This is a genomic window from Limnohabitans sp. T6-5 (genome assembly GCF_003063315.1).
Lineage (GTDB): Bacteria > Pseudomonadota > Gammaproteobacteria > Burkholderiales > Burkholderiaceae_C > Limnohabitans_A.
The window spans coordinates 1241364-1262381 of the sequence record NZ_NERV01000002.1 but is presented as its reverse complement, the minus strand read 5'-3'; the positions used below and the strand labels follow the sequence as shown (position 1 = coordinate 1262381).

Annotated in this window: 24 protein-coding genes; 21 read left to right on the top strand and 3 right to left on the bottom strand. The window is 60.2% G+C overall.

Annotation, left to right across the window (positions count from 1 at the left end; genetic code table 11):
- Positions 1 to 128: 128 nt before the first annotated feature.
- Complete coding sequence (locus B9Z51_RS11590) at positions 129 to 428, top strand: RNA-binding protein (RefSeq protein WP_108374672.1); 300 nt, start codon at positions 129 to 131, stop codon at positions 426 to 428.
- A gap of 66 nt (positions 429 to 494) precedes the next feature.
- Here the strand turns inward: B9Z51_RS11590 and B9Z51_RS11585 are convergent, their stop codons facing one another.
- Positions 495 to 3173, bottom strand: a complete 2679-nt coding sequence (locus B9Z51_RS11585; protein WP_108374670.1) for a response regulator — start codon at positions 3171 to 3173, stop codon at positions 495 to 497.
- 222 nt (positions 3174 to 3395) lie between these two features.
- On the opposite strand from B9Z51_RS11585, the gene hpaR reads away from it, so the two are divergent.
- From hpaR to B9Z51_RS11505, 17 genes are all read left to right on the top strand, one after another.
- Positions 3396 to 3878 carry a homoprotocatechuate degradation operon regulator HpaR gene (gene hpaR / locus B9Z51_RS11580; protein WP_108374668.1) on the top strand — a complete coding sequence of 161 codons (483 nt, stop codon included), beginning with the start codon at positions 3396 to 3398 and terminating at the stop codon, positions 3876 to 3878.
- 4 nt (positions 3879 to 3882) lie between these two features.
- The gene (locus tag B9Z51_RS11575) at positions 3883 to 4518 is read left to right on the top strand and encodes a fumarylacetoacetate hydrolase family protein (RefSeq protein WP_108374666.1); all 636 of its coding nucleotides are present in this window, start codon (positions 3883 to 3885) and stop codon (positions 4516 to 4518) included.
- Positions 4515 to 5279 (top strand): fumarylacetoacetate hydrolase family protein, encoded by a 765-nt coding sequence (locus B9Z51_RS11570; protein WP_108374664.1) that lies wholly within the window; start codon positions 4515 to 4517, stop codon positions 5277 to 5279. The genes B9Z51_RS11575 and B9Z51_RS11570 overlap by 4 nt, the downstream gene beginning before the upstream one ends.
- 110 nt (positions 5280 to 5389) lie before the next feature.
- Positions 5390 to 6859 carry a 5-carboxymethyl-2-hydroxymuconate semialdehyde dehydrogenase gene (gene hpaE / locus B9Z51_RS11565; RefSeq protein ID WP_108375019.1) on the top strand — a complete coding sequence of 490 codons (1470 nt, stop codon included), beginning with the start codon at positions 5390 to 5392 and terminating at the stop codon, positions 6857 to 6859.
- 69 nt (positions 6860 to 6928) lie between these two features.
- Positions 6929 to 7204 (top strand): ribbon-helix-helix protein, CopG family, encoded by a 276-nt coding sequence (locus tag B9Z51_RS11560; protein ID WP_108374662.1) that lies wholly within the window; start codon positions 6929 to 6931, stop codon positions 7202 to 7204.
- Positions 7201 to 7596: a type II toxin-antitoxin system VapC family toxin gene (locus B9Z51_RS11555; protein WP_108374660.1), complete on the top strand. Its 396-nt coding sequence runs from the start codon at positions 7201 to 7203 to the stop codon at positions 7594 to 7596. Before B9Z51_RS11560 ends, B9Z51_RS11555 begins: the two co-directional genes overlap by 4 nt.
- A gap of 28 nt (positions 7597 to 7624) precedes the next feature.
- On the top strand, positions 7625 to 8551 hold the full coding sequence (hpaD, locus tag B9Z51_RS11550; RefSeq protein WP_108374658.1) for a 3,4-dihydroxyphenylacetate 2,3-dioxygenase: 927 nt from the start codon (positions 7625 to 7627) through the stop codon (positions 8549 to 8551).
- Positions 8552 to 8560: 9 nt separating this feature from the next.
- Complete coding sequence (locus B9Z51_RS11545) at positions 8561 to 9055, top strand: hypothetical protein (protein WP_146187750.1); 495 nt, start codon at positions 8561 to 8563, stop codon at positions 9053 to 9055.
- A 13-nt stretch (positions 9056 to 9068) separates the two neighbouring features.
- Positions 9069 to 9524, top strand: coding sequence for a 5-carboxymethyl-2-hydroxymuconate Delta-isomerase (locus B9Z51_RS11540; protein WP_108374654.1), 456 nt, complete (start codon positions 9069 to 9071; stop codon positions 9522 to 9524).
- Between the two features lie 99 nt (positions 9525 to 9623).
- The gene (hpaH, locus tag B9Z51_RS11535; RefSeq protein ID WP_108374652.1) at positions 9624 to 10439 is read left to right on the top strand and encodes a 2-oxo-hept-4-ene-1,7-dioate hydratase; all 816 of its coding nucleotides are present in this window, start codon (positions 9624 to 9626) and stop codon (positions 10437 to 10439) included.
- 167 nt (positions 10440 to 10606) lie between these two features.
- On the top strand, positions 10607 to 11419 hold the full coding sequence (locus B9Z51_RS11530) for an aldolase/citrate lyase family protein (protein ID WP_108374650.1): 813 nt from the start codon (positions 10607 to 10609) through the stop codon (positions 11417 to 11419).
- Between the two features lie 7 nt (positions 11420 to 11426).
- A complete protein-coding gene (gene ilvD / locus B9Z51_RS11525) occupies positions 11427 to 13169 on the top strand; it encodes a dihydroxy-acid dehydratase (protein WP_108374648.1) in 1743 nt (580 codons plus the stop codon).
- 39 nt (positions 13170 to 13208) lie between these two features.
- Positions 13209 to 14198: a Bug family tripartite tricarboxylate transporter substrate binding protein gene (locus B9Z51_RS11520; protein WP_108374646.1), complete on the top strand. Its 990-nt coding sequence runs from the start codon at positions 13209 to 13211 to the stop codon at positions 14196 to 14198.
- A gap of 29 nt (positions 14199 to 14227) precedes the next feature.
- Positions 14228 to 15022, top strand: a complete 795-nt coding sequence (locus B9Z51_RS11515; protein ID WP_108374644.1) for a class II aldolase/adducin family protein — start codon at positions 14228 to 14230, stop codon at positions 15020 to 15022.
- The gene (locus B9Z51_RS11510) at positions 15019 to 16035 is read left to right on the top strand and encodes a 2-dehydropantoate 2-reductase (RefSeq protein WP_108375017.1); all 1017 of its coding nucleotides are present in this window, start codon (positions 15019 to 15021) and stop codon (positions 16033 to 16035) included. The genes B9Z51_RS11515 and B9Z51_RS11510 overlap by 4 nt, the downstream gene beginning before the upstream one ends.
- Before the next feature lie 120 nt (positions 16036 to 16155).
- Positions 16156 to 16317: a hypothetical protein gene (locus B9Z51_RS18425; protein ID WP_158272876.1), complete on the top strand. Its 162-nt coding sequence runs from the start codon at positions 16156 to 16158 to the stop codon at positions 16315 to 16317.
- Positions 16318 to 16382: 65 nt separating this feature from the next.
- Positions 16383 to 17306 carry a DMT family transporter gene (locus B9Z51_RS11505; RefSeq protein ID WP_108374642.1) on the top strand — a complete coding sequence of 308 codons (924 nt, stop codon included), beginning with the start codon at positions 16383 to 16385 and terminating at the stop codon, positions 17304 to 17306.
- A 4-nt stretch (positions 17307 to 17310) separates the two neighbouring features.
- Here B9Z51_RS11505 and rsmI read toward each other — a convergent pair whose 3' ends face one another.
- Positions 17311 to 18210, bottom strand: coding sequence for a 16S rRNA (cytidine(1402)-2'-O)-methyltransferase (rsmI, locus tag B9Z51_RS11500; protein WP_108374640.1), 900 nt, complete (start codon positions 18208 to 18210; stop codon positions 17311 to 17313).
- Positions 18211 to 18224: 14 nt separating this feature from the next.
- Between rsmI and B9Z51_RS11495 the strand changes: the two genes are divergently transcribed.
- The 3 genes from B9Z51_RS11495 (at position 18225) to B9Z51_RS11485 (ending at position 19926) form a co-directional block, all read left to right on the top strand.
- On the top strand, positions 18225 to 18614 hold the full coding sequence (locus B9Z51_RS11495; protein ID WP_108374638.1) for a YraN family protein: 390 nt from the start codon (positions 18225 to 18227) through the stop codon (positions 18612 to 18614).
- 100 nt (positions 18615 to 18714) lie between these two features.
- Entirely contained in the window at positions 18715 to 19299 is a 585-nt protein-coding gene (locus tag B9Z51_RS11490) for an SIS domain-containing protein (RefSeq protein WP_108375015.1), read from the top strand.
- Positions 19300 to 19926, top strand: a complete 627-nt coding sequence (locus tag B9Z51_RS11485; protein WP_108374636.1) for a BON domain-containing protein — start codon at positions 19300 to 19302, stop codon at positions 19924 to 19926.
- 177 nt (positions 19927 to 20103) lie between these two features.
- On the opposite strand, the gene B9Z51_RS11480 is transcribed toward B9Z51_RS11485, so the two are convergent.
- On the bottom strand, positions 20104 to 21009 hold the full coding sequence (locus B9Z51_RS11480; protein ID WP_108374634.1) for an NAD(P)-dependent oxidoreductase: 906 nt from the start codon (positions 21007 to 21009) through the stop codon (positions 20104 to 20106).
- Positions 21010 to 21018 lie beyond the last annotated feature (9 nt).

Here is a 21018-nt window from a genome sequence, read left to right as displayed (position 1 = left end):
GCGAAGCTGCATCACTTTTTCGGGTTTTCGCCCTCTATCTCTGCGGCTTCCTTTTGGGAAGCCGCTTCTCCCGCGCCACAGTGCTGAATTTTTCAAGCCTGTGCGCCCTCTCTCTGAAAGGCTCTACCATGAGCAGCAAAATTTACGTGGGCAACTTGCCTTACACCATCGACGATGCCAACTTGCGCGAGAACTTCTCCGCTTTTGGTGGTGTCAAATCGGCCAAGGTCATGATGGATCGCGACAGCGGCCGCTCCAAAGGCTTTGGCTTTGTCGAAATGTCCAGCAGCGAAGAAGCTGAAGCGGCCATTCAAGGCCTCAACGGTATGTCTGTCGGTGGCCGTGCCATCGTGGTGAACATCTCCAAGCCCAAAGAGCCCAGCACCGGTTACGGCAGCGGTTACCGCGACAGCCGCAGCAGCTACTGATCTTCGGAGCTCCATGAAAAAAGCCGCTTCATCAAGCGGCTTTTTTCTTTGGGCGTGACGTTGAACTTAAGACACTTTGGCAAATGTCGGCAGCAATTTCTGGATTTCTGTTTTCAGTGCCTCGGATGAAATCGGTTTGGACACATAGCCATCCATGCCCGATTCGAGGTATTTCTCGCGATCACCTTTGAGGGCATTGGCGGTCACAGCCACGATGGGTGTAGGAGGTTGCCGGTGTGTGTTTTCAAGTCCACGAATCAACTGTGTGGCTTCAATGCCCCCCATCTCAGGCATCTGAATGTCCATGAGGATGAGGTCAAAGTTGCCTCTCGTAAAGGCTTCGACAGCTTCGATGCCGTTGTTGGCGATGGTGACCTCAAAGCCCATCCGATTGAGCAAGATGGTTTCCAGTGTTTGGTTGATGGGCGTGTCTTCCACCAGCAATACCCTAAGCGTAGTGCTTGGCTGTGCTGGTGGTGGCGTGTCGCAGTCAGATGCGGCTGCGCAGGCGCTGGATGAGTCCAAGCCATTGAGAACAGCGATCAATTCGTGGGGGTCCACAGGCTTGACCAGGAAGCTTTGAATGCCCAGTCGGTCAAGTTCTTCATGGCTGATCTGCTCACTCAACGCGCCCAGCATGATCAGGATGAGTTGTGCAGGAGAGCGCAGTTGCCTCAGTTGGGATGCCAAAGCGTAGCCGTCTATGTCGGGCATATTGACATCTATCAGCACGTAGCTGGCTTGGGCCAATTGTGGGGAATGCAAGGCGTGCGCTGCATTGTCGCTGGCGACGGCATGCAAACCGGCGCATTCCAGTCTCCGACTCAAAATGCTGCGGCTGCTGGCGTTGTCGTCCACCACCAGGGCAATGCGTCCCTTCAAGGATGAGCGCAACGGGGGCAACAACAAAGTCGTGCTGCTGGCCGATTGCAATTCGATGCTGAAGCTGAAGGTGCTGCCCTTGCCCAATTGGCTGCTTACACAGATGTCACCGCCCATCATCTGGATCAAACTTCGACTGATGGCCAAGCCCAGACCCGATCCGCCAAAACGCCGTGCCGTGCTGGAGTCGGCTTGGGTAAAGACATCAAAAATCAAAGCTTGTTTGTCTGCAGAGATACCGATGCCTGTGTCCTTGATGTCAAAGGACAGCCACAAGCCTGGGCTGTTGTCTGGTGGGGCCATGCGGGTGACCGTGAGCATGACCTCCCCATGGGCTGTGAATTTGATCGCGTTGCCCAGCAAGTTGGTGATGACTTGCTGAAGCCGCAAAGGATCGCCCACCACCAGATCGGGCACATCGGGCGCCATGTCGCAAACCAATTCGAGCTCCTTTTCTGTGGCGCGCAATGACAAGGTGCGCGTGGACTGCCGAATCAGGCTGTGCAAGGAAAATTCATGCGGATCCAGATGCAGTTTTTTGGCTTCGATCTTGGAAAAGTCCAGGATGTCATTGATCACGGCCACCAATGAATGGGCCGATGCCGACACCATGTCAAGATAACTGCGCTGCTCTGTGGTCATGCGCGTTTGCAGGCACAACTCGGTCATGCCCAGGATGCCGTTCATGGGGGTGCGGATCTCATGGCTCATGTTGGCCAGGAAATGGCTTTTGGAGGCATTGGCTGTTTGTGCCGCATCGCGGGCCAGCGAGAGTTCCGTCTCGGCATGGATACGTGCTTCGACAAACTCATTGAATGCATGGACCACCGTTGAAATTTCCTGGCCACCAATGGCCGCGATCTGGGCCGTAGGCTGTCCGTCGCGCATTTGCACGGCCGTGTCGTGCATGGCTTGCGCCAATTTGCCCAGAGGTCGGATCAGTTTCGAGACAAAGCCCCACATCAAAGGCACGATGGTCAGCAAAAGCAGCAGCGTGATCAGGACCATTTTTTGGTACAGATCCCCAATGGGGGCAAATGCCTCGGCTGAGGGGATCACCGAGGCCACGATCCAGTCGGTGGTCTGCAGACGCTTGAAGGTGAACAGGCCTTGCAATCCACGCGTGGTCATGCCTTCTTGCGTGCCTTCAAATCCTTTCATCGCCGCCTCAAAAGGGAGATTGGTGCTGCCTTCCGGGACGGTGGTCAAGATCAGTCGGGTGTCTGGATGGGCGATGCGTACCCGGTCCTGGGTGACCAGGTAGTAATAGCCTGTTTCACCATTTTTACGGTTGGCAATGTCACCCAACAAATTGGGTTTGTAGAGATTCAAGACACCGCCCATGATGCCCACCAGCCGCTTTTGATGATCCAGGATGGGAACCGCCACAACCACAATGGGCTGTTGTGTGGCTTTGCCCAATATGGGCTTGGAGATCACAGGCTGCTGAGTCTTGATCACGCCCTGAATGTAGTCTCGGGAGGACATGTCCAAGGCGCGTCTGCCGGGCTTGATCGGCCAATCCACCAGCAAGACGCCTTGGGCATCAAAGATATAGAGGTCGTCATAGACGTTGAGCAAGGCATGTTCGCGCTGCAGGAGAAGTTCCAGTTTGCTGAGGTCGTGCATGTCCTCTGCGGGGACATTGAGCCCCACACTGGCCAGCATGTCTTTGCTGTCTTGCAACTTTTCATCCAGATTCCGAACAAAGTCAGTCAGCTGCCTGAACTCATGCTTTTCGATGCGCTGCACGATGTCGCCGCGCAAGACATAAAACTGCAACCCCAATTGCGCCAGCAATAAAACAATACCCATGGCGATGGCGCTCAACGACAGTTGAAGTTTGATGCTGAGATTTTTCATGTGTGCACAAGCCGGGTTTTCTTGAGATGCCGGCAGCGTTCTGATAAGGGGCTGCGCTGGATTTTTAATTTTAATAGTCAATACCCTAAAAATAGTACCTAAATATTCAATAGCAACAATGAAAATTCAAATTCAACAGCGATACAAGTACTGTCGAATTCATGAAGATCAGGGTAAACCCGATTCATAGGATGGGAAACAATCATTTAACATGTTAAATAAATGAGCCAACCCAAGACATTCACCCACCGCAACTTGCCGCGCTTGCTGTTGCAAGCACGCGAAGCGGTCATGGCGCATACACGCCCCAGCTTGCGACAGCACAGCCTGTCTGACCAGCAGTGGCGGGTGTTGCGCGTGTTGGGCGAACACGCCAGCGAGTCGGCAGGCATTGAAACCGGCCGGGTGGCGCGTGAAGCCTATTTGCTCGGCCCCAGCCTGACCGGTGTGCTCACCCGCATGGAGCGCGATGGCTTGATCGAGCGCAGCCGCTGCCCCCAAGACGCCCGGCGCTCAGTCGTTCGGGCAACTGAATTGGGGCTGGAGAAAGTCAATGCCTTGTCGCAAACCATTGAGGCGCATTACGACTGGATGGAGGCGCAACTGGGCAAAGAGGCCTTGTTGGCCTTGTATGGCTTATTGGACGAGGTCATTGCGCTGGAAGGCGATGGCACATTCAATCCAACAGATGACACAGAGGAATGAACACATGAACAAGCCCTGCCGCTGGCAACCTGCTGGCACGGTGTACGGCACTTTACTGAACTTTCAGCGCGAGTGGAATGTGTGGGCGCCGCGAATGACGCAAGACCCTCACAAAGCGCCACCCAAAGCGCCTGTGCTCTACATCAAGACCGCCAACACCTTCAACCCCTCGGATGCGCTGGAATTGCAAGACGACATCACAGAAGTGGACGTTGGGGCCACGGTGGGTCTGGTGATGGGGCCTGATGGCCAGCCCGAATCTGCGGTGCTGATCAATGACTGGTCTGTTCCGCATGACAGCTATTACCGACCCCCCAGCAAGTTTCGCTGCCGCGATGGCTACATGGGCTTGGGGCAGCCTGTGCCTTGGTCTCAAATCAGCATGGATGGACTGAGCTTGTCGGTGCGCGTCAATGGCGTGGAGGTGCAAGAAGTGCAGCTGGGCACACTGGTGCGCAGCGTTGAACAATTGCTAGCCGATGTGTGCGAATTCATGACGCTGCAGCCTGGCGATGTCCTCATGGTGGGCACCGACTGTCTGGACGATGGCACGCGCCCCCGCGCGCGTGCAGGTGACTGTGTGGAAATTGCTGCGCCTGGGTTCACCACAGTCCTCATCCACGTGAAAGGCCAGGCATGAAACACGCACGCATCGCCTGGTCGGGCGCCATCCAGCATGCGGTCGAGTTTGACGGCGAATTGCTCATCACCCAAGGCCCGCACAAGGGCCGGCGCGTGGGTTTTGACGAGGTCGTCTGGCTGCCACCGCTCGCACCCGTGCCACAAGCGCGCACCGTGATCGCGTTGGGCTTGAACTATGCCGACCACGCCAAAGAACTGGCATTCAAAGCCCCCGAAGAACCGCTGGCCTTCATGAAGGGCGAAGCCTCGCTGATCGGGCACAAGGCCTTCACGAAGCGCCCCGCTGACGTGAAGTACATGCATTACGAGTGCGAGCTGGCCGTGGTGGTGGGCCGCACCGCCCGCCGTGTGAAGAAAGCCGATGCCTACGATTACATCGCCGGCTACACCGTGGCCAACGACTACGCCATCCGCGACTACCTGGAAAACTGGTACCGCCCCAACCTGCGCGTGAAAAACCGTGACACCTGCACGCCGATCGGCCCTTGGCTCGTCGACGCGGCGGATGTGCCTAATCCCATGGCTTTGAAATTGCAAACTACTGTCAACGGCCAAGTCACGCAAAGCGGCAGCACCACCGACATGATTTTCGACGTACCGACCCTCATCGAATACTTCAGCAGCTTCATGACGCTGAACCCCGGCGACCTGATCCTGACCGGCACGCCCGACGGCATCGTCGACTGCCAACCCGGGGACGTGATCGTCACCGAGATCGAAGGCCTCGGCGCATTGACCAACACCATCGTTTCATCATGACCTGAATCTGTAGGAGCGACGCCCCCGTCGCGATGAGGCATTTGCAAGCTGAGTGCTTCACCGATCGCGACGAGGGCGTCGCTCCCACAAAAAACCGAGGAATACCCGACATGAAAATCGATCACCTGATCAACGGCAAGAGCGTCGCAGGCAGCGACTACTTCGAAACCATCAACCCCGCCACGCAAGAGGTACTGGCCGAAGTCGCCTCGGGCGGCGAAGCGGAAGTCAAGGCCGCTGTCGCCGCCGCCAAAGCCGCCTTCCCCAAGTGGGCCGCCACGCCTGCCACCGAGCGCGCCAAGATCATGCGCAAGTTGGGCGACCTGATCACGAAACATGTGCCTGAAATCTCGGAGACCGAAACGAAAGACTGCGGCCAAACCATCAGCCAGACCGGCAAGCAGCTGGTGCCGCGTGCGGCCGACAACTTCCACTACTTTGCCGAGATGTGCACCCGCGTGGACGGCCACACCTACCCCACGCCCACACACCTGAACTACACCCTGTTCCACCCGGTGGGCGTGTGCGCCCTCATCAGCCCGTGGAACGTGCCCTTCATGACCGCCACCTGGAAGGTCGCGCCTTGCCTGGCTTTTGGCAACACCGCCGTGCTCAAGATGAGCGAGCTCTCACCCATGACCGCTGCCCGATTGGGCGAGCTGGCGCTGGAAGCGGGCGTGCCCGCTGGCGTGCTCAACCTGGTGCACGGCTACGGCAAGGAAGCGGGCGAACCGCTGGTCTCGCACCGCGATGTTCGCGCCATCAGCTTCACCGGCTCCACCGTCACGGGTAACCGCATCGTGCAAAGCGCGGGCCTCAAGAAGTTCAGCATGGAGCTTGGCGGCAAGAGCCCCTTCGTGATCTTTGAAGACGCTGACCTCGACCGCGCTCTTGACGCCGCCATCTTCATGATCTTCAGCAACAACGGCGAGCGCTGCACCGCAGGCAGCCGCATCCTGGTGCAGCAAAGCATCTACGCCGACTTTGCGGCCAAGTTTGCCGAGCGTGCCAAACGCATCACCGTGGGCGACCCGCTCGATGACAAAACCATCGTCGGCCCGATGATCTCCAAGGCCCACTTGGCCAAGGTGCGCAGCTACATCGAACTCGGCCCCAAAGAAGGCGCGACCCTGCTGTGCGGCGGTCTGGACCAGCCCGGCTACGCCGCAGACCTGCCCGCGCATGTGAAGCACGGCAACTTCGTTTGGCCTACGGTGTTTGCCGATGTCGACAACCGCATGCGCATCGCCCAAGAAGAAATCTTCGGCCCCGTGGCCTGCTTGATTCCCTTCAGAGACGAAGCCGACGCGATTGAAAAAGCCAACGACATCGAATACGGCCTCTCCAGCTACGTTTGGACCGAGAACCTGGGCAAGGCCCACCGCGTGGCGGCAGCTGTGGAAGCGGGCATGTGCTTCGTCAACAGCCAGAACGTGCGCGATCTGCGCCAACCCTTTGGCGGCACCAAGGCCAGCGGCACGGGCCGCGAAGGCGGCACCTGGAGTTACGAAGTGTTTTGCGAACCCAAAAACGTGGCGGTGTCCTTGGGCGGTCACCACATCCCGCATTGGGGTGTATGACAATTTCCCGTCATCTGTCATACTTGATGTCATACATCCATTTCGAATGTGTATGACAAGGAGTGAGCCATGTTGTCTGTCCGCCTGCCTGAAACCGTTGAACGTGAACTGACCCAGTATTGCGCTGCGCGCAAGCTGAGCAAGTCGCAAGTCGTGCAAGAAGCCCTCGCCGAGTATTTGGTGGCGGCCAAATCGCCAACCCATCCGCGTACAACGCCCGAGCCCGACTTGTCGTTTCTCGCGCCAGATGACCCGATCCGTCAATTCATTGGCATCGTCAAGGATGGCCCAAGCACAGACGAATGGATGGCCATCACGCGTGGCGAGGATTGGAACAAGCCATGATCCTGGTCGACACCAACGTCCTGCTCGACATCTACAAGGCCGACCCGATCTGGATGCCCTGGTCTTTGCAACAACTGCGCAGCGCCAAAGCCGGAAAACTGGGCACCAACATGGTGGTCTATGCCGAGCTGGCTGGGCACCCTGGAGAGCCTGCGCATCTGGATACTTTTTTGGACACACTGGGCATCAGCTTGGCAGAGCTGTCCCGACCTGCAGCAAAGCTGGCCGGTCAGGCTTTTCGTCAGTACCGCCAACGCGGCGGCACCAAAACCGGCGTCCTGCCCGACTTTTTCATCGGCGCACATGCCCAAGCCGAGGGCTATCAATTGCTCACCCGCGATGCGGGGCGCTACCGCAGCTACTTTCCGGGCATTGAACTGATCTGCCCCTGAACCCACACACGCATCAACAGGACACCCCATGGGACAACTCGCCCTCGCCGCCAAAATCACCCATGTGCCCAGCATGTACCTGAGTGAAATTCCCGGCCCCCGTTTTGGCACGCGCCAAAGCGCCATCGACGGCCACAAGGAAATCAGCCGCCGATGCCGCGCCATGGGCGTGGACACGCTGGTGGTGTTTGACACGCACTGGCTGGTCAATGCCGGTTACCACATCAACTGTGGGCCGCACTTCAAGGGTGTGTACACCAGCAACGAACTGCCGCACTTCATCAGCAACATGACCTTCGAGTCGCCGGGCAACCCAGCACTCGGGCACTTGCTGGCCCAAGTGGCCAACGATTACGGGGTGGAAACCCTGGCGCACGACGCCACCACTTTGCAGCCCGAATACGGCACGCTGGTGCCGCTGCGTTACATGAACGCCGACCAGCACTTCAAGGTGATCTCGGTCTCGGCGCTGTGCACCTCGCACTATTTGGCTGACAGCGCCCGTCTGGGTTGGGCCATGCGCGAGGCGGTGGAAAAGCATTACGACGGCAAGGTGGCGTTTTTGGCCAGTGGCAGCCTGAGCCACCGTTTTGCGCAAAACGGCCTCGCGCCCGAGTTTGCCCACAAAATTTGGAGCCCCTTCCTCGAAAAACTCGACGAGCAGGTGCTGCGCATGTGGGACCAGCGCGAGTGGAAAGCCTTTTGCGAAATGCTGCCCGAATACGCCAGCAAAGGCCACGGCGAGGGCTTCATGCACGACACCGCCATGCTGATGGGTGCTCTGGGTTGGACGGACTATGACGGCGCGGTGGACATGGTGACCCCGTATTTCGGGGCCAGTGGCACCGGCCAGCTCAACGCGATTTTTGAAGTGACGCCGCAAAAAGGCCAGCACATTCCGGCGGCGCAGGCCAGCAGCGCGATGGGTTACACAGCTGTGAGCACCCGGCTGTAAGGGTGGTCAATGTCATCGTTACAACCAAAAATCACCAATTCATGCCTCTTTTTCAGCAAGGCTTGGGCTGTATCAGAAATCGTTAAGCAATTGCGGCGAATCATGAAGTTGCAGCGCTTAGGGATTTATGCTGGAACTGCTCTGCTGGTCTTGAAAGCGCATCACTGGATCGGAACCTATGCAATAGGCTTTTGTGTTTTGGTGCCAATAGGATTGACCTTTACAAGCAAAAAAATTGTCACCGAATGCAAGAAGCTCGTTGACAACATTAAGGGAATTGAAAGATTGGTAAATGCACAGGCGCATGTCATACGACGATGGCAAAACGTCAATATTTTGCACAGACAAATAAAGCTTACAGACACAACTTCCACGCTGAAGTTTGATCAATACATTGAAGATCAAGATCGGCAATGCTGGCATATCAGCTCAAACGGACAAACTCTAAATATCAAGCCTTTGGATTCGTCTTTGATTCAAATTTTGAAAAAAAGCTGGAAGTAAAAGGAAAAAAACCATGCCCCACCTCGTGATCCTCTACACCGGCCAGCTCGACGCTGAAGTCAACATGACGACCCTGTGCCGCCAGATGGCGGACGCCATGCTCACCGTCAAAGATGACGAAGGCAAGCAGGTCTTTCCGACGGGCGGCACCCGTGTGCTGGCTTATCCTGCGCCGCATTACGCCGTGGCCGATGGCGGCGCGGCTGGCAAAGCTGCAGGGCTGCATGATCAAAACCCTCATGGGGGTTCGGGCGACTACGCCTTTGTCTACCTGAACGTGCGCATGGGCCGGGGCCGCAGCGAGGCTGTGCAACAACGCGCCGGGCAGACCCTGATTGAAGTGGCCAAGGCTTTCTTCGCCCCGGTCATGGCGCAGCGGCACATCGGCATCACGCTGCAGATCGACGTGGGGCCTGAGGTGTTTGACGCCAAGCACAGCAATATCCATCCGCTGTTCAACAAAACTTGATTGGCCCTGACTTGATGTGGGAGCCGCGCCCTCGCGGCGATGACCCCTCCAACACCACAGAAACCATCGCGGCGAGGGCGCCGCTCCTACAGGAACACCATGTTTGACGACGCATTGATCCAGCAGCTTGCCCAAGAGCTCAACCAGGCCGAAAAATCCCGGGTGCAGATCGAGCACTTTTCCAAGCGCTACCCGGGCATGACCATCGAAGATGGTTACCGCATCAACCGCGCCTGGATGCAGATCAAGTTCGCCGAAGGGCGCACCATGATCGGTCACAAGATTGGTTTGACCAGCCGCGCCATGCAGGTCTCCAGTCAGATCGACGAGCCGGACTACGGCACGCTGCTGGACGACATGCTGTACACCTGCACGCCGGGCCAGGTGCTGGACATCCCGCACAAGCATTTCATCGCGCCGCGTGTCGAAGTGGAGCTGGCTTTCATCCTCAAAAAAGAACTGCGCGGTCCGAACGTGACGGTGCAGCAGGTGCTGGACGCCACCGAATACGTGACCCCTGCCATCGAGATCATCGACTCGCGCATCGAACAGTTCGACCGCCACACCAAGGTCATGCGCAAAGTGTTTGACACCATCAGCGACAACGCGGCGAATGCGGGCATCGTGCTGGGTGCCAAGCGGGTCGACCCGCTGACCACCGACCTGCCCTGGTGCGGTGCGGTGCTGCGCCAAAACGGCGTGGTTGAGGAGACCGGCTTGGCAGCGGGCGTTCAAGGTCATCCGGCAGTGGGCATCGCCTGGCTGGCCAACAAACTCGCGCCCTGGGGCGAGCACTTGCAGGCAGGCGAAATCGTTCTGGCCGGCTCGTTCACCAAACCCGCGCCCGCCAAGGTGGGCGATGTGTTTGACGCCGACTACGGGCCGCTGGGCAAGTTGGAGTTCCGGTTTGTTTGAGCCGTTGGATGCGTCTGCAGTGGCTTCGTCTTGCGATAGCGGGAGGCTGCTGGGGCCGGGGTGGCGGCCCGAGCTCAGAGGCGCTTCGCTTTGCCATATCGCCCGAGCCGCCACCCCGGCCCCACCATCCTGTGAGCCGTTTGGCCTTTAACGAGAGGAACTTCGCCATGAACACCCCTGTCAACTTATTTAAACAAGCCCTTCAAAACAAACAGCCCCAAATCGGCCTGTGGATGGGCCTGGCCAGTGACTACAGCGCCGAAATTTGTGCGCTGGCCGGCTTCGACTGGCTGGTCATCGACGGCGAACATTCACCCAACAACCTGAGCAGCATCATCGCCCAGCTCAAGACGCTTGCCGCCTACCCGGACAGCCATGCGGTGTGCCGCGTGCCCGTGGGTGAAACGGCGCTCATCAAGCAGTACTTGGACCTGGGCGCGCAGAACATCCTGGTGCCCATGGTCGACACGCCCGAGCAGGCGGCCCAGCTGGTTCAGGCCATGCGCTACCCGCAAAACGATGGCCAGGGCGGTGTGCGTGGCATGGCAGGCGCCCGTGCCTCGCGCTGGGGCCATTACACCGACTACTTCCAGCGCGCCAACGAAGAGGTGTGCTTGCTGGTGCAAGTCGAGTCGCTCGAAGCGCTGAAGAACCTCGACGCGATCGCCGCGACCCCGGGCGTCGATGGTGTGTTCATCGGCCCTGCTGACCTGTCGGCCAGCATGGGCCATGTGGGCAACGCGGCGCACCCCGATGTGCAGGCGGCGATTGCCGATGCGATTGCCCGCATCCTCAAAGCAGGCAAGGCCCCCGGCATCCTCACGCCCGACCGGCAACTGGCCGCGCAGTACCTGCAGCTGGGTGCGGTGTTCGTGGCAGTGGGTCTGGACACGCAAATCCTGATGCGCCAAACCGCCGATTTGGCGGCGCATTTCAAGCAAGTGGTCGTGCCTGCGGCCAACCCTGGTCAGACCTACTGAGGCTGACATGAGCACCGACCAACCGCCCCGCAAATTCCGCTCGGCCACGATCTACGAAGGCACGATCCGCGCCACCACGCGCAGCTTTTTGCATGCGCTGGGACAGGATGAGGAAGACATCGCTCGCCCGCATGTGGGCGTGTTCCACACGGGCGGCGATATGAGCCCCTGCAACCTCAACCTGCGCGATCAGGCCCAGCACGCCAAAACCGGCATTTATGCCGCGGGCGGCACGCCCCACGAGTGCCCGGTGGTCTCGGTGTCGGATGGCCTGACCATGGCGCATTCGGGCATGCGCTTTTCGCTGATCTCGCGCGAGTTGATCGCCGACAGCGTGGAGGCCTCGGTGCGCGGCCACCAGTGGGACGGCATCTTTGGCATCGGTGCTTGCGACAAGAACCTGCCGGGCTTGATGATGGGCATGGTGCGCTGCAATGTGCCCAGCGTTTTTGTGCACGGCGGCTCAGCCCTGCCAGGGCAAATGCCCGGCGATGTTCCTGGTGTTCGGGGCCGCGACCTGAACGTGGTCGACACCTACGAAACCATTGGCAAGGTGTTGGCCGGAGACGCCACGCAAGACGAGCTGGATGCCATCAGCCGCGCCTGCCTGCCCACGGCGGGCGCGTGCGCTGGCCAATTCACCGCCAACACCATGGGCATGGTGTCTGAGGCGCTGGGCCTGGCGCCCATCGGCTCCAGCATGGTGCCTGCGGTCTTCAGCGAACGTGCGCCGCTTTTGCGCCGCGCTGCCAAAAACCTGATGGCGGCGGTGATGGGCGACGCGCCCCTGCCGCGCGACATCGTCACGCGCCAAGCACTCGAAAACGCTTGCGCCGTGGTCTCCGCCACGGGCGGCTCCACCAATGCGGCCTTGCACATCCCGGCGATCGCCCACGAGGCGGGCATCCGCTTTCATCTGGACGATGTGGCCGAGGTCTTTGCCCGCACGCCGCTGATTGCCGACTTGCGGCCCGGTGGCCAATACCTGGCACGCGACATGTTTTACATCGGTGGCGCAGGCGTGGTGCTGCGTGAGTTGCTGCGCACGGGCCATCTGCATGGCGATGTGCTGACCTACACCGGCCGCACGCTGGCGCAGGAACTCTCCACGGCCAATGCGCCCGATGGCCAGGTGGTGCGCTCGGTGGAGCAAGCTTTGTCTTTGGACGGGGGTCTCGCCGTGCTCAAGGGCAATCTGTGCCCCGACGGTGCTTTGCTCAAGACCGCCGGGCTCAAGACCTTGGTGCACCGGGGCCCGGCGCGGGTGTTTGAATCTGAAGAGCAAGCCCAGGCCGCGGTGCAGGCCATGCGCTACCAGCCGGGCGATGTGCTGGTGATCCGCAACGAAGGCCCCAAAGGCAGCCCGGGCATGCGCGAGATGCTGGGCATCACTGCTTTGCTCTACGGGCAGGGCATGGGTGACAAGGTGGCGTTGCTCACCGATGGGCGGTTTTCTGGCGCAACGCGGGGTCTGTGCATCGGCTATGCCGGCCCCGAAGCGGCAGACCGAGGGCCGATTGCCGCGCTGCGCGATGGCGACATGATCACCATCGACGCCCGCCCCGAGTCGCGCAGCATTGCCGTGCAGCTGAGCGACGCCGAAGTGGCCCAACGCTTGGCCCAGCTGCCCGCTGTCGCAGTGCCGCCACGCGGCGGCTTGCTGGAGAAGTATGCTTTGACCGTTCGTCCCAGCCACCAAGGGGCGGTCACCCATTCCGGCGCAGTCCATTGGCTGCGCGATGAATCTTGATTTTTGTGCGTGTGTTTTAACTTCAACCAGGAGACTTCCATGAGCATTTCCCGTCGTCAATTCGTTCAATCCACCAGCGCTGGTGCTTTGTTGGCCAGCTTGGGCCAGCAGGTCATGGCCCAGGCCCAGATCGAGAGCTTCAAGATCGTCACCGGCTTTGCCGCTGGCGGCACCTCGGACACCACCTGCCGCCGCGTGGCCACGCGCATAACCGGCAGCTACGCCAAGGCCGCGGTGGTCGAAAACAAGACCGGCGCGGGCGGCCAGATCGCCATCCAGTTCGTCAAAAGCCAGCCTGCCGACGGCGCGACCATGCTGCAAACGCCCACCTCGATGCTGACGATTTACCCGCACATCTACAAAAAGCTCAGCTACGACCCGGCCACCGACCTGAGCCCCGTGTCGATCGCTTGTGTGTTCGACTTCGGCTTTGCCGTGGGCCCTGCCGTGCCCGACAGCGTCAAGAACATCAATGACTTCATGGTCTGGGCCAAGGCCAACCCCACACTCGCCAACTTCGGCTCGCCCGCCGCAGGCTCCACACCGCACTTTGTGGGCGCCTTGCTGGGCCGCCATGCGGGTGTCGAGATCAAGCACGTGGCTTACCGCGGCACGCAGCCCGCCATGTTGGATCTGCTGGGTGGCCAGATTGCCGCCGTCAGCGGCCCGATCGGCGACATCACCCAGCACCTGCCCACGGGCAAGGTCCGCATCCTGGCCACGTCGGGCGCCAAGCGCAACCGTTTTGCCCCCAATGTGCCCACCTACGTCGAGCAGGGCCTCAAGGACATGGTGCACAGCGAGTGGTTTGCTTTCTTCCTGCCCGCCAAGGCGAGCCCGGACGTGGTGGCGCGCTTGAACGCGGCGGTCAAGGTCGCGCTGGCCTCCAAGGACGTGGTGGACGGCCTGGCTACTTTCGGCCTGGAAGCCATGTCGAGCACGCCCGCCGAGTTGTCCGAGTTGATCCGCAAGGACACCGCCAAGTGGGCCCCCATCGTCAAGACCATCGGCTTCACTGCCGAGGCTTGAGTTTTTGATTGACCTCTGGAGTTCGCGCCATGAATGCCGTTTTGAAAACCGTGCCCACCGATGTGCCTGCACCAGGTCACATGCACCCTGATGAATGGCAGGCGCGGCTCCAGCTGGCCAGCTGCTACCGCGTGTTCGCCATGCTCGGCTGGACCGAGATGATCTACAACCACATCACGCTGCGCTTGCCTGACAGCGCCACGGGGGGCGAGAAACACTTTCTGATCAACCCCTTTGGCCTGCACTACAGCGAGGTCACGGCCAGCAACCTGGTCAAGATCAACATGCAAGGCGAGGTACTGGATGGCTCGCCCCACAAGGTGAACCCGGCCGGTTTCGTGGTGCATGCCACGCTGCACGGCGGCATCGAGGGTGCGCACTGCGTGATGCACACCCACACCACGGCGGGCGTGGCAGTCGCTTGCCTCAAAGACGGTCTCTCGCAAAGCAACTTCTACTCGGCCCAGTTGCACGGCATGGTGGCCTACCACGACTTTGAGGGCATCACCATCCATGGCGAAGAGGGGCCGCGCGTGCTGCAAAGCATTGGCAACAAGCCGGCTGTGATCTTGCGCAACCACGGCCTGCTGACCTGGGGGCACACGTTGCCCCAAACCTTTGCGATCTTGTGGACACTGCAGCGCGCCTGCGAGATCCAGCTGGCCACACAAAGCATGGGCCAGCCGATCCCGGTGCCCGAAGACATCGCCGCCAAATGCACTCGCGATGCGCTGCAGTTCAACCCCAGCCATGGCGCTGGACAAGATGTGTTTGACGCCCTGGTCCGTCAGGTAGACCGCATCGACACCGGGTGGCGCGCATGAACGACCAAGGGAATGACGTGAAATTCAACAAAATTGCCATTGTGGGCGCAGGCGCCATTGGCGGCTGGATAGGTGTGCACCTGGCGCAAGCGGGTGCGCAGCTGAGCGTGCTGGCGCGGGGTGACACCCTGACTGCTCTGCAAAAGAACGGTCTGCAGCTGCACCAGGGCGGTACGCTGCACACCGTGCCGGTGACCGCATCCAACGACGCGGCTGCATTGGGCGTGCAGGACCTGGTGGTGATCTCTGTCAAGGCGCCTGCGCTGGCCTCAGTCGCCGCGCAGGTGGGCCCGCTGATCGGCCCTCATACTGTGGTGCTCACGGCGATGAACGGCGTGCCCTGGTGGTTCTTGCAAGGCTTTGGTGGCCCGGTCGCGGACCGCTCACTGAACAGCGTGGACCCCGATGGCACCATCGCCCGTGCCTTGCCAGCGCAGCACATCATCGGTTGCGTGGTGCATGCCAGCTGCTCGGTCGATGCACCCGGCCTGATCCGCCACCACTTTGGCGATGGCCTGATCGTGGGCGAGCCTTCCGGGCAAGCCACGCCCCGTGCACAGGCCTTGCAGGCCTTGCTCCAGCAAGCGGGCTTCAACGCCACGCTGTCGCCACAAATTCAAAAAGACATTTGGTACAAGCTCTGGGGCAACATGACCGTCAACCCGGTCAGCGCCATCACCGGGGCCACCACCGACCTGATCATGGACGATCCGCTGGTGCGGGCTTTCATCTCCAGCGTCATGCTCGAAGCCAAGGCCATTGGGGCGTGCATCGGCATCCCGATTGAGCAGCAACCCGAAGATCGCCATGTGGTGACGCGCAAATTGGGCGCGTTTCGAACTTCCATGTTGCAAGATGTCAAAGCTGGCAAACCTGTCGAACTCGACGCTTTGGTCGGGGCCGTTCGTGAATTGGGACAACTGACAGGGGTGCCCACACCTTTTACTGACGCCTTGCTGGGTCTCAGCCGCCTGCACGCCCGTGGCTTGGGCCTGTACCCCGCAGGGGCTTGAGATGAGAGTTGTTAATAGTATTTAACAACTGAAAATATTATTTAAGAAGCATTCAATTTGATTTCTCTGATAATACGTCCATGGCTAGTTTTGAAGCCTTTGGTATTGCAGGAGATTGATATGTTGATTTCGATGATTGTTGCTGTGGTGGTTTCCTTGGTGCTGGGTGTTTTGTATTTCAAAACCCTCAATGACATCAAGCGCGATGACATCAAAGATGCGATGGATCGTGCCCAGCGCCTGAAAAACAAGCGCAGCCACAAGGATTTGGTCGGCGCCTGAGATTTTTTCGGACCCAAGTCGCTTTCATGTCATCTAGGCGGCGCATGGGGCGGTAAATTGCCCCCATGTCGTCGCACCCCTCTCCCTCACATCCCCTTCCTTCTCTGACCCTGACGGGTTTTCTGACACTTTTGTTGATTGCCTTCATGATGGGGGCCAACCATGTGGCAGCCCGTACCGCCTTCAACCATGGCGTCGATGTGGTCACTGCCGTCACCTTTCGAAGTACTGTCACCGCTGTGGTGCTTGCCCTCATCCTCTGGCAGCAAAAAGTGGTGCTCCAGGTCAATTCCCGGCAAAGAAAATTCCTGTTGCTCATTGGCGGCCTGATCGCCGTGCAGAGCGTCTGCCTGTATTCGTCGGTGGCGCGCTTGCCAGTGGCGCTGGCTTTGCTGGCTTTCAACACTTATCCCTTGACCACGGCTTTGTGGGCGCGGCTGTTCTACGGTCACCGCCCGGAGCGCGCCGTCTTGCTCGCCATGCCCGTTTTGTTCCTGGGTCTGGCTTTGGCGCTGGATGTGTTGGGTGCGGCATCGGGCTTGGGCGCGGCCCAGCATTGGGGGCAAATCGGCGCCGGTGTGGCGTTTGCACTGGCGGCGTCGGCCACCTTTGGCCTGGCCTTGGTGCTGACCCAGCATGAGGCGGCGGATGTGGATGGCCGCTTGCGCACCTTCACCACCATGGGCACGGTGGCGGTGCTGGCCCTGGTGGTGGTCCTGACCCAAACGGGTATTCATCTGCCCACCGCCAGCGCAGGCTGGTGGGGGTTGGGCATGCTGACTTTCCTTTATGGCACGGCCTTCACCATCATGTTCACCGTGCTGCCCAAGCTGGGCGTGGTCGGTAATTCGGCCATCATGAATGTGGAGCCGGTGTTTGCCCTGGTGCTGGCCTGGGCACTGCTGGGCCAGTCGATTGCCGTGATGCAGCTGGCGGGCGCCTTGCTGGTGGTGGCTACCGTGATGTGGCTGGGATTGCGTAAACGCTGAAGCGTTAACCCTTTTTGAGTTCCAGCGCCTGTTCATACAGCGCGTTTTTGGATTCGCCGGTGATGTCAGCCGCCAGCTTGACGGCTGTTTTCAGGGGCAGCTCGGGCAGCAGCAGCTGCAACACCCGCAGGCCTTCGCCCCCGTTGTGTGCCACGGGGGCATCGTGCAGCACCAGCGCAAACTCGCCGCGCTGGCGCTCAGGTTTTTCGGCCAGCCAGGCGGGCAAGTCTTGTGCGCTGAGTGTTTCAATTTGCTCAAACTGCTTGGTCAACTCACGCCCGACCGTGATCTGCCGATCGCCCAGCACCGCCAAGGCTGCCGCCAGCGCTTCGATGCGGTGCGGAGCTTCGAGCAGCACCACTGCTCGGCTTTCTAGCGCGAGGGCCTGCACCGCCTGTTGCCGCTCGCCCGATTTGCTGGGTAAAAAACCCGTGAAGACAAAGCCGTTTTCACCCGTCATGCCCGAAGCGCTCAGGGCTGTGGTCACGCTGCTGGCGCCGGGCAAGGGCAGCACCCGGTAACCGGCACGGCGCACAGCGGCCACCAGACGGGCGCCGGGGTCGCTGATGGCGGGGGTGCCTGCATCGCTCACATACGCCACCCGCTCACCTTGCGAGAGCCGGGCAATCACCGCTTCAGAGGCTTCGGCCTCGTTGTGTTGGTGCAGCGCCAGCAGCTGTGCGTGGGGGCGATCCAGGCCATAGGCGCGCAGCATCTGCTGGGTGTGGCGCGTGTCTTCGCAGGCCACCACATCGACTTTTTGCAAGACAAGCAGGGCGCGCAAGCTGATGTCGGCCAGGTTGCCAATCGGGGTGGCCACGACATACAGTGTGCTGGTCGGGTGGTTTTGTGATCCGGCGGCGTCATGCGCGGCCTCAAGTGCTCGGGCAAAAGACGCGGACAAGGGAGACGGAGTCAATGCAATTCCTCAAAAAAGACACGGCCGGTCAGCCCAGCACCAAAGCCCGGGGGGACGCGGGCGAAGACGAGGCCTTGGCCTATTTGCAAGAGCGCGGATTGCGCTTGTTGCAGCGCAATTATCGGACGCCCGGGCGCGGCGGGGGCGAAATCGATCTGATCATGCAAGCGCCCGACGGCACGGTGGTGTTTGTCGAGGTGCGCAAACGCAGCCGCAGCGACCACGGGGGGGCAGCGGCCAGCATCGGCTTTCACAAGCAGCGGCGCATCGTGCTGGCGGCGCAGCACTATTTGCTCAAGTGGCGACGCTTGCCGCCCACCCGCTTTGATGTGGTGACCATCGAGGCCAGCGGCCCGCAATGGCTGCAGGCGGCTTTTGATGCGGGGTGATGGATCGCAGCAAGGCCGCTGATGGTTTGTCACTTCCCGATACGGAAATCGGGTAGACCCCTCAGTGAAGCCGGTGCGCACAGGTATCATCCACAGCCATATGTTAGACCTGCGCATTCAACAGCATTTCATCGACAGTGCAGACTTGCACTACCAAGTGGCCGAAGGCCTGGCCAAGCCTGTGGATGCAGCCGTGCAAGCGGTATTGGCCTGCGTTACCGGTGGCGGCAAAGTGCTGGCCGGAGGGCAGGGTCCATCAGCCGCTTTGGCCCAATACCTGGCCAGTTTGCTGGTGGGTGGGTTTGAGCGGGAGCGTCCAGGCTTGGCTGCCATGGCCTTGTCAGCGGACGCTCTGACGGCCACCAGCTGGCCCGATGGTCAGGCACTGGCCAGACAAGTGCGTGCTTTGGGGCATACCGGTGATGTGCTGGTGCTCATCAGTGCGGATGGTTCGGAGCCTGTTCTGACCGAAGCCGTGCAAGCTGCGCATGAGCGCGAAATGGTGGTCTTGGGATTGACGGGGCAACACGGCGGCGCCTTGGCTCGCCAGCTGCGCGAGACCGATGTGCATGTGTGTGTGCCCCACGAGCGGGTGGCGCGAATTCGTGAAGTCCAGCACCTGGTGCTGCACTGTCTGTGTGATGGTATTGATACCCAGCTGTTGGGTGAGCAGGAGTCTGTTTAAATGAAACGCAATTTTTCATCGTTGGTGTTGACTGGTGCCTTGGTGGCTGCTGCCTTGTCCAGCCTGAGTGCTTGTGTTCCCCTGGTGGTGGGTGGGGCGGTGATGACGGGCATGGTGGCCACAGATCGCCGCACGACGGGTGCTCAGGTAGAAGATGAAGGCATCGAACTCAAGGTGGCCAGCGCCGTGGGTCAGGACTTGGGTGATCGTGTGCATTTGAACGTCACCAGCTTCAACCGCAAAGTCTTGCTGACCGGTGAGGCCCGTTCGGCGGCTGACAAAGAGCGGGCTGAGAAATTGGCCCAGAGTCAGGATAACGTTCAGTCGGTCATCAATGATCTGGCAGTGGGCCAGCCCAGCAGTTTTAGCCAGCGCTCCAAAGACACCGTCACCACCAGCCAGGTCAAAGCGGCCTTTGTCGATGCCAAAGACTTGCAAGTCAATGCGTTCAAAGTGCTCACCGAACGTGGCAATGTCTACCTGATGGGCCGTGTAACGCCGCGCGAAGCCAAACGTGCCACCGACATCGTCCGCACCATCGGGGGCGTGACCAAGGTCGTGCGCGTGTTTGAAGAAATTTCAGAAGAAGAATTGCAGCGCTTGAGCCAACCACCCATGAGCAAATAAACCCCTCAGTCAGTCCGCGCAGCCTGTAGGTCGGCACTCGAAGAGTTCGATGTTTTGACAGGCCCAAGGTGCGCGTGCAGATGAATGGGTGATCAAGCGGATGTCGGGGTCTACGACCACCGACCTACAAAACACCAACGCCTGTAGGTCGGCACTCGAAGAGTTCGACTTTTCCAATCAGCGCAAACGGCGGATCAGGCTTGACGTATCCCAGCGGCCGCCACCCATTTTTTGCACATCGGCATAAAACTGGTCCACCAGCGCGGTGACCGGCAGGCGAGCACCGTTGCGCTTGGCTTCGTCCAGCACCAGACCCAGGTCCTTGCGCATCCAGTCCACCGCAAAGCCAAACTCGAACTTGTCGTCGGCCATGGTCTTGCCGCGGTTGTCCAGCTGCCAGCTTTGCGCCGCGCCCTTGCCGATCACGTCCAACACCTGGTGCATGTCCAGGCCCGCCTGCTGGCCAAAGGCCACGGCTTCTGACAAGCCCTGCACCAGACCGGCGATGCAAATCTGGTTGACCATCTTGGCCAGCTGGCCTGCGCCCGACTCGCCCAGCAGGGTGAAAGCACGCGAGAACGCCATGGCCGCAGGCTTGACCTTGTCAAAAGCGACCGCATCGCCACCGCACATCACGGTGAGCATGCCGTTCTGGGCACCGGCCTGTCCGCCTGAGACAGGCGCGTCGATGAACTGCAGGCCCAGCTTTTGCGCCTGGGCCGACAGCTCGCGCGCCACCGAGGCCGAGGCGGTGGTGTGGTCCACGAAGATCGCGCCGGGCTTCATGCCTGCAAAGGCGCCGTTTTCACCAAGCACCACGCTGCGCAAATCGTCGTCGTTGCCCACGCAGGCGAACACGATGTCGGCACCCGCAGCCGCTTCGCGCGGGGTGGGGGCGCTGGCGTTGCCGGGGCATTCGGCCACCCAGGCGGCGGCTTTGGCGGCGCTGCGGTTGTACACAGTGACATGGTGGCCCGCACGGGCCAGGTGCCCGGCCATGGGGTAGCCCATGACGCCCAAGCCCAAAAAGGCCACTTGGCGGGCGGGGGCGGGTTCGTAGGTTTTGGCGGCGATTTGGCTCATGGAGGTTCC